The organism is Nonomuraea corallina (assembly GCF_027620315.1).
In the GTDB taxonomy this organism is placed as follows: domain Bacteria; phylum Actinomycetota; class Actinomycetes; order Streptosporangiales; family Streptosporangiaceae; genus Nonomuraea; species Nonomuraea corallina.
Map to the genome: position 1 here is coordinate 1 of NZ_JAPNNL010000255.1, position 7,112 is coordinate 7,112.

Sequence of the window (7,112 nt, forward strand, 5' to 3'; positions counted from 1 at the left end):
CTGGGGTCGCCGCCGGACGGGCCGGGTTCGGGCGAGGGTTCCGGCGCGGGCTCGGACGGGGTTCCGGACGCGGCCGGCCGAGGACGGCGAGAGGGGCGCCGTTTCCTGCCTCCGGGCCCGGCGTCCACCCCATCGCGATTGCTCACACCGGCTCCTTCACACGCCTACCAGGCATAACCCGATGGGTTTGCCCCCCGATGGCACAAGATTGCCAGGATTCTAGTCCCCATATATGGACAACAAAGACATGTGCCCAACATGAGATGAATGCCATGTGATCGCTAGGAGGTGGCCGAGGCGGGCACCGCCCAGGTGTTGCACTGGTAGGCGTGGTTCTTCTCCCAGCCCTGCCGGAACCACCGGTGGTTGTTCGCCGGGGACCCGTGGTCGCGCGGATAACCCGGATGGTCGCCCACCTGGCCGTAGAACCAGAACAGCCGCTGCCGGTTGCCCGTGCTCACCGGGTACGAGGTCGCGACCGACCGCATCCACATCCCGGCGAAACAGGTCGCCTGCAGTTCCAGCCGCCGGCTCAGCGCCAGCTTGCCGTTCCGGTTGGGCGTCTCCAGCGTCCGGGCCCACCAGGAGTCCAGCAGCCCCGTCAGGTTCTGCACGTGGTGCCCGTACTCGTGGGCCATCATGCTGATGATGCCGCCGTGCCAGCTGACGATCTGGCCGTAGCCGCGGGAGTTCCCGTTGCCCCTGGCCATGGCCGAGGTGGAGGCGTAGATCGTGCTGTTGCGCGGGCAGTAGTAGGGCACGATGCTCCCCGGCTGGGGATAGTCGCCGCAGGCGCCCCTGCCGCTCCTGGCCGCGATGGCGTACCTCGGCGGGCTGAACGGGATGCCCTGCTTGCGCAGAACCGGCTCCCAGGCGCGGTCCATGCACTCGCTGGTCTTGAGGATCAGCGCCTTGAGCTGGCTGTGGCTGAAGACGCTGGCGTTGCCCGCCCGGCAGTTCAGCCTCGGCAGGGCGCCGGCGCGGTAGAGGGTGTTGTTCTTCAGGCTGCGGTCGAGCGTCACCTGCGCGGGCGGGTCGTCGTCCGGCTCGTCGGCGGGCTCGTCGTCCTGGGTGGGCCGCCCGGTGGGCTCGTCGTCGGGCCGCTGCGTCGGGTCGTCCCAGGACCGGGTCGGCCCGTCGTCGGGGGAGGACGTCGGCTGCGCCAGCGGCGTCGAGGCATCCCTGTCCGAGGACCCGTCCAGGAAGGCCGCCCCGACGACCACCAGCACGAACAGCGCCGCCATCGACCCGAACACGAGCCCGAGCACGCCGGCCACGCCCATCCCTGACTTGCGCCGCGGCCGGTGGTGCCACTGCCCGTGCGGCGGGAAGGCCTGCCGGGGCGGCCACGGGCCCTGCGGTGGCGGGGGACCGCCCGGCCCGGCCGGCTGCCCCGGCGGCGGATACGGCCCCTGCGGGTACCCGCCGCCCCCGCCCGGGTGCGGCGCCTGCCCGGGGTACGGTCCCTGCCCGGGGTATGGTCCCTGCCCCGGATATGGCGGCTGCCCCGGCGGCGGCACGCCCTGCCCCGGGTACGGTCCCTGGCCCGGCGGCGGCACGCCCTGCCCGGGGTACGGCGGCTGTCCCGGGTACGGCCCCTGGCCGCCGGGCGGCGGAGCCCCGTGGCCCGGGTACGCGCCGGGGCCGCCCTGCCCCGGATAGGGGGCGGGCTGGTGCTCCGGCCGATGACGGCCCTGCGGACGGCCCTGCGGATGGCCCTGCGGCTGGCCCTGCGGATGGCCCTGTGGGGGCCAGGGAAGCGAGGGTGGCCTCTGGGGCTGTCCTGGCCCCTGTGGCGGGGGAGGATATTGCCCGTTGCCTGTCACCGTGTCGCCCCCATACTCGGAAGTCCGAGATGCGTGACCTCTCCTGTCACACACCGTGCCTTTGCCAAATATGGGGCAGAAGCATACTGATTTCTCACCCGTCACGGATGTAGCCGTACTCGGTTACGGTCCGAAATCATTCGAGGTGATCTCAGTCATGTTGCCGACCGCGAACGTGCCGTTGTCCTAGCGTTCTTTGCCATGAACCTCCAGCAGCTCCGCTATGTGGTCGCGACTGCGGAGCACCGCACCATGACTGACGCGGCAAGATCGCTGTACATCGCACAGCCTGCGCTTTCGCGTGCGATCCGCGATCTGGAACGAGAGCTCGGAATGACGCTCTTCGCGCGTTCGGGGCGGGGGGTAGTGGTGACCTCGCAGGGTCGCCGTGTGGTGAAGCTGGCTCGTGAGGCGCTCGACGCCGTCCGCGAGATCGAAGGCCTCGCCAGCCACGGCGGCGCCGGCGAGGCGGAACTCCGCATCGCCGCCACCCCCAGCCTGGAGCCCGGTCTGGCGGGGCGGCTGTTGCCCGCCTACGCCTCCGAGCACCCGGGCGTCCGCGTGCACATCGTCCGCTGCGAAGGCCGCGAGGCCGTCGTCAGCGCCATCCGGGACCAGCGGGCAGACCTCGGCCTGACCGACCTGCCCGTCCCCGGCGACCTCATCACCCACCCGCTCGAACGGCAGGAGATCGTGCTGATCTCCCCGCCCGGGCTCGAACTCCCCAACCCCGTTCCCATGGCCAGGCTCCACGGCATGCGCCTGGCCCTCCCCGCGCGCGGCAGCGTCCGCCGCAGGGAGCTCGACGCGATGTTCGGCAAGTTCGCGGTCAGCCCCGTCGTCGTCCTCGAGACCGACGAGCGCAACGGCTGGCTGAACGCGGTCCGCACCGGTCAGGCGTCGCTGCTGTGGTATCGCGGGATGGCCGAACAGGCCGCCAGGGCGGGCCTCGTGGTCCGTTCGCTGGATCCCGCCGTCCGACGCGTGATCGCCGTCGTGCACACGCGCCGCCGCCTCCCGCTGATCGCCCAGGACTTCCTGGCGACCGCCGAGAGGGGCACCACCGCCTAGCGCGGTCTCTCACCACCTCGCCGGCGCCGGCCCGCGTGCCCCCCTTTTGGACACGTGGCGGGCTCCGTGAGGCTCCACCGTCACACCGGTCGGCGTGTTCAGCATGTCCCGGATCCGTCGTACGACGCGATGCGGACGGTGAACGCCGTCGTGGCGGTCGTCCCGTTCATCTGGACGGGGGGAGGGACACCACGGCGCGCAGGCCGGGGGAGGCGTCCTCCAGGTGGACGGTGCCGCCATGGGCGCGGACCGTCTCCCGGACGATGGCCAGCCCCAGCCCCGCCCCGCCCTGGTCCCGGCTGCGGCCGGTGTCGAGGCGGGTGAACCGGTCGAACACCCGCTCCCTGTCGTCCTCCGGGATGCCCGGACCGTCGTCGGTGACCGTCAGGACCCCGTCGGCGGTCAACGCGACCTCGACCTTCGACGCGGTGTGCCGCACCGCGTTGTCGATCAGGTTGGTCAGCACCCGGCCGAGGTCCATGGCGTCGCCGCGCACCTCCACCGGGTCGCAGACCGCCAGCCGCGCCTCGGCGTACCGGTCGGCCGTCCGCCGTACGACCTCGTCCAGGTCGACGGGCTCGCGCCGGGCCGGGACGCCGCCGCGCTCGTCCAGCCGGGCCAGCGCCAGCAGGTCCTCGGCCAGCCGGGACAGCCGCAGGGTGTCCTCCAGGACGCCCTCGGCCGTCTCCGTCCAGTCCTGCCCGTCCGGGTGCCCGAGCGCCACCTCCAGCTGGAGCCGGATGCTGGCGAGCGGGCTGCGCAGCTCGTGCGCCGCGTCGGAGACCAGCGCCCGCTGCCGCTTCTCGGCCTCCTCCAGCCGGGCCAGCATGTCGTTGAGCGTGGTGGCCAGCGAGTGCACCTCGTCACGCGACTCCGGCACCGGCAGCCGGCGCGACCGCGCGGTGTGCGTGATCTCGGCCGCGCCCCGGCGCAGCGCCGTGATGGGCCGGAGCGTACGCCCGATGATCATCCAGCTGGCGCCGGCGAGCAGCACCACCAGCAGCGGCGTGCCCACCCACAGCACCCCGCCGGCCGTGCGGACGCTCGTCTGGATCTCCGACACCGACCGGGCCGCGAGCACCGTCTGCCCGCGGTCGGCGCTCAGCGCCACCACCCGCAGCTGCGCCGGGATCGCGTACGGGCGGCCGTCGACGAACGTGGCCCGGCCCTCCCGCAGCGTCCGCGCCCGGCCCGGGGCGTCGAGCAGCGGCACCAGCCGGTCGGCGCCGTAGGTGACGTGCGTGATCCGCCCGTCCGCGTCGAGGACCTGCACGATCGTGCCGTCGTGGGTGGTGATCGGGGTCGTGAGCGTGCCGGCGTCGGCCTGCACCCGCACCGTGTGCGCCTGCCGGGTGACCGACTCGTCCACGGTGTCCATGAGCGTCCGGTCCAGCACCGACAGCAGCACGGACGCCGACAGCGCCAGCGCCACCGCGAGCACGGCCACGGCGACCACGGTCAGCCGGAACCGCAGCCCCTGCCGCCGCCACCAGGACGACGGGCGCCCGGACGGGAACTCAGCCACCGTCGCCGGCCAGCCGGTAACCCGCGCCGCGCACGGTCTGCAGCGCGTTCCTGCCGAACGGCGCGTCGATCTTGCGCCGCAGGTAGCCCACGTACACCTCGACCACGTTCGGGTCGGTGTCGAAGGTGTCCCAGACGTGCTCCAGGATCTCCGACTTGGACACCACCTCGTCGCGCCGGCGCAGCAGGAACTCCAGCAGCGCGAACTCGCGCGGCGTCAGCTCGACCTCCCGCTCGCCGCGCCGCACCCGCCGCCGCGCCGGGTCGAGCGACAGGTCGCCCGCCGCCAGCACCGCCGGCCGCCGCCCGGCGCCGCGCCGCAGCAGCGCCCTCAGCCTGGCCACCAGCACCACGTACGAGAAAGGCTTGGTCAGGTAGTCGTCGGCGCCCAGATCCAGGCCGTCGGCCATGTCGTACTCGCCGTCCTTGGCCGACAGCATGAGGATGGGCACCCAGTTCTCCTCCGCGCGCAGCTGCTTGCACACGTTGTAGCCGGACAGCCTCGGCAGCATGATGTCGAGCACGACCACGTCGTAGTCGCCGTGCCGGGCCTCGTGCAGCCCCTGCTCGCCGTCGTGGGCGAGGTCGACGGCGAAACCCTCCGCCTGCAGCCCGCGCTGGAGCGCGGCCGCCATCCGGCGCTCGTCCTCGACCACCAGTACCCGCATGCGCCGATTCTCCCGTGCCCGCCCTGAGAGCCGGCTGAGAACGCTGAGAGGGCTCTCAGCCCGTCTCAGGTTCGCCTAAGGATGCATGACGCAGGCTGCGTGTATCGACATACCGTTGAGGAGTGAGATGCGCAGAGGCACGTTCGTGAGATGGGGAGTGCCGATCGCGGCGGCGGCCGTGATCGGCGCGGCGCTCGGCGCCGGCCCGGTCATCGCAGCGGTGAGCGGCGACCCGGTGCTGCCCGAGAAGTCCGCCCAGCAGTTGCTGGCCGACGCCGTGGCGGCCACGGAGAAGCACGAAGGCATGCCGCCCATGTCGGGCACGGTCCAGCAGACGGCCTCGCTCGGGCTGCCGGCGCTGCCCGGCGTCGGCGACGGCTCGCCGCTGGCGCTGCTGTCCGGTTCCCATGAGGTGAAGCTCTGGTACGGCGACGAGGACAAGATGCGGCTGGCCTTGCCCACCCAGTTCAACGAGACGAACATCATCGTCAACGGTGACCAGGCGTGGTACTGGAACAGCGACAGCAACACCGCCACCAGGATCAAGCAGCAGGGTCAGCCCCACCGGGAGGGACGGCCCACGCCCCACCCGTCCGTCATGACCCCCGACCAGGCGGCGCAACGGGTGCTGGAACACGTGGGCGACTCCACCACGATCTCGGTGAGCAACACCGCCGAGGTCGCGGGCCGCCCGGCCTACCAGCTCGTGCTGGCCCCGAAGGACCCGGCCTCCCTGGTCCAGGAGGTGCGCCTGGCCGTCGACGGCGAGCACCACGTGCCGCTGCGGGTCCAGGTGTTCGCCAAGGGCTCGGCCGAGCCGGCCCTGCAGGTCGGGTTCACCCAGCTCACCTTCACCCCGCCGGCCGAGGAGAACTTCGCCTTCACCCCGCCCCCCGGCGCCAAGGTGGAGGAGAAGACGTTCGGGGCGGCCGACCTGAAGCACGAGAACCACCCGAACCACGACAAGAGCCTCGATCACGCCGACGAGGCCAAGCGGGCCGCCGGCGAAGTCCAGACCCGAGGCGAGGGCTGGACCGCGGTCGCGGTGCTCCCGGCGGACGTCCTGTCGACGGGCGAGGAGGCGACCGACCCCGGCACGGGCGGCACGGATGCCGGGACGCGGGAGCTCCTGGACAGCGTGCTGAAGTCCGCCACGCCGGTGAGCGGCCCCTGGGGCTCCGGCAAGCTGATCAAGACGAAGCTCGTCACGGTGCTGCTGACCGACGACGACCGCCTGCTGATCGGCGCGGTCACCCCGGAGGAGATCGTCAAGGCGGCGGGCGTCAGGTGACGACCGCCACGCGGGACGCGGGGACGCCCATCGGGGCGGCCCCGCCCTCCTTCCCCGCCGACGCCGCCCTCGTGACGTCCGGGCTGACCAAGCGCTTCCGCGGCGGCCAGGTGGCCGTGGACGCGCTCGACCTGTCCGTGCCGCGCGGGTCCGTCTACGGCTTCCTGGGCCCGAACGGCTCCGGCAAGACCACCACGATCCGGATGCTGCTCGGCCTGATCACGCCCACCGGCGGCACCTGCTCCCTGCTCGGCCTGCCGCTCGCGCGGGCCCTGCCCCGGGTCGGGGCGCTGGTCGAGGGCCCGGCCTTCTACCCGTACCTGACGGGGGAGGCCAACCTGCGCCGGTTCGACGCCGCCGACCCCACCGCCTCGGGGGCCGACGCCGGACGGCGGATCGCCGAGGCGCTCGAACGCGTCGGCCTCACCGCGGCCGCGGGCAAGCGCTACCGCGTCTACTCGCTCGGCATGCGCCAGCGGCTGGCCATCGCGGCCACCCTGCTGAGGCCGCGCGAGCTGCTCATCCTCGACGAGCCCACCAACGGGCTCGACCCGCAGGGCACCCGCGAGGTGCGGGCGCTGGTCAAGGAGATCGCCGCCGGCGGCACGACCGTGTTCGTCTCCTCCCACCTGCTGGCCGAGGTCGAGCAGATGTGCACGCACGCCGCCATCATGCGCGCCGGCCGCCTGGTCGCGGACGGCACGATCGCCTCGCTGAGCGGCGGCCGGGCCG

At 72.8% G+C, this 7,112-nt stretch carries 6 protein-coding genes; 3 read left to right on the top strand and 3 right to left on the bottom strand.

Going from position 1 to position 7,112, the window contains the following annotated elements:
- Positions 1 to 281: 281 nt before the first annotated feature.
- Positions 282 to 1,283, bottom strand: coding sequence for a neutral zinc metallopeptidase (locus OUY22_RS34680; protein ID WP_270159537.1), 1,002 nt, complete (start codon positions 1,281 to 1,283; stop codon positions 282 to 284).
- A gap of 744 nt (positions 1,284 to 2,027) precedes the next feature.
- On the opposite strand from OUY22_RS34680, the gene OUY22_RS34685 reads away from it, so the two are divergent.
- Positions 2,028 to 2,897, top strand: a complete 870-nt coding sequence (locus OUY22_RS34685) for a LysR family transcriptional regulator (protein WP_270159538.1) — start codon at positions 2,028 to 2,030, stop codon at positions 2,895 to 2,897.
- A 166-nt stretch (positions 2,898 to 3,063) separates the two neighbouring features.
- Here the strand turns inward: OUY22_RS34685 and OUY22_RS34690 are convergent, their stop codons facing one another.
- Positions 3,064 to 4,422 carry a sensor histidine kinase gene (locus OUY22_RS34690; RefSeq protein WP_270159539.1) on the bottom strand — a complete coding sequence of 453 codons (1,359 nt, stop codon included), beginning with the start codon at positions 4,420 to 4,422 and terminating at the stop codon, positions 3,064 to 3,066.
- Positions 4,415 to 5,089 (bottom strand): response regulator transcription factor, encoded by a 675-nt coding sequence (locus tag OUY22_RS34695; RefSeq protein ID WP_270159540.1) that lies wholly within the window; start codon positions 5,087 to 5,089, stop codon positions 4,415 to 4,417. The genes OUY22_RS34690 and OUY22_RS34695 overlap by 8 nt, the downstream gene beginning before the upstream one ends.
- A 127-nt stretch (positions 5,090 to 5,216) precedes the next feature.
- On the opposite strand from OUY22_RS34695, the gene OUY22_RS34700 reads away from it, so the two are divergent.
- Together OUY22_RS34700 and OUY22_RS34705 are read left to right on the top strand one after the other, a co-directional pair.
- A complete protein-coding gene (locus OUY22_RS34700) occupies positions 5,217 to 6,380 on the top strand; it encodes a LolA family protein (protein WP_270159541.1) in 1,164 nt (387 codons plus the stop codon).
- On the top strand, positions 6,377 to 7,112 hold a 736-nt coding region (locus OUY22_RS34705; RefSeq protein WP_270159542.1), incomplete at its 3' end, for an ABC transporter ATP-binding protein. The genes OUY22_RS34700 and OUY22_RS34705, both read left to right, overlap by 4 nt.

Bases quoted from the DNA above. Each gene is read 5' to 3' on its own strand.
- OUY22_RS34695 (WP_270159540.1), bottom strand. From the start codon at position 5,089: ATGCGGGTACTGGTGGTCGAGGACGAGCGCCGGATGGCGGCCGCGCTC.
- OUY22_RS34685 (WP_270159538.1), top strand. From the start codon at position 2,028: ATGAACCTCCAGCAGCTCCGCTATGTGGTCGCGACTGCGGAGCACCGC.
- OUY22_RS34700 (WP_270159541.1), top strand. From the start codon at position 5,217: ATGCGCAGAGGCACGTTCGTGAGATGGGGAGTGCCGATCGCGGCGGCG.
- OUY22_RS34680 (WP_270159537.1), bottom strand. From the start codon at position 1,283: ATGGGCGTGGCCGGCGTGCTCGGGCTCGTGTTCGGGTCGATGGCGGCG.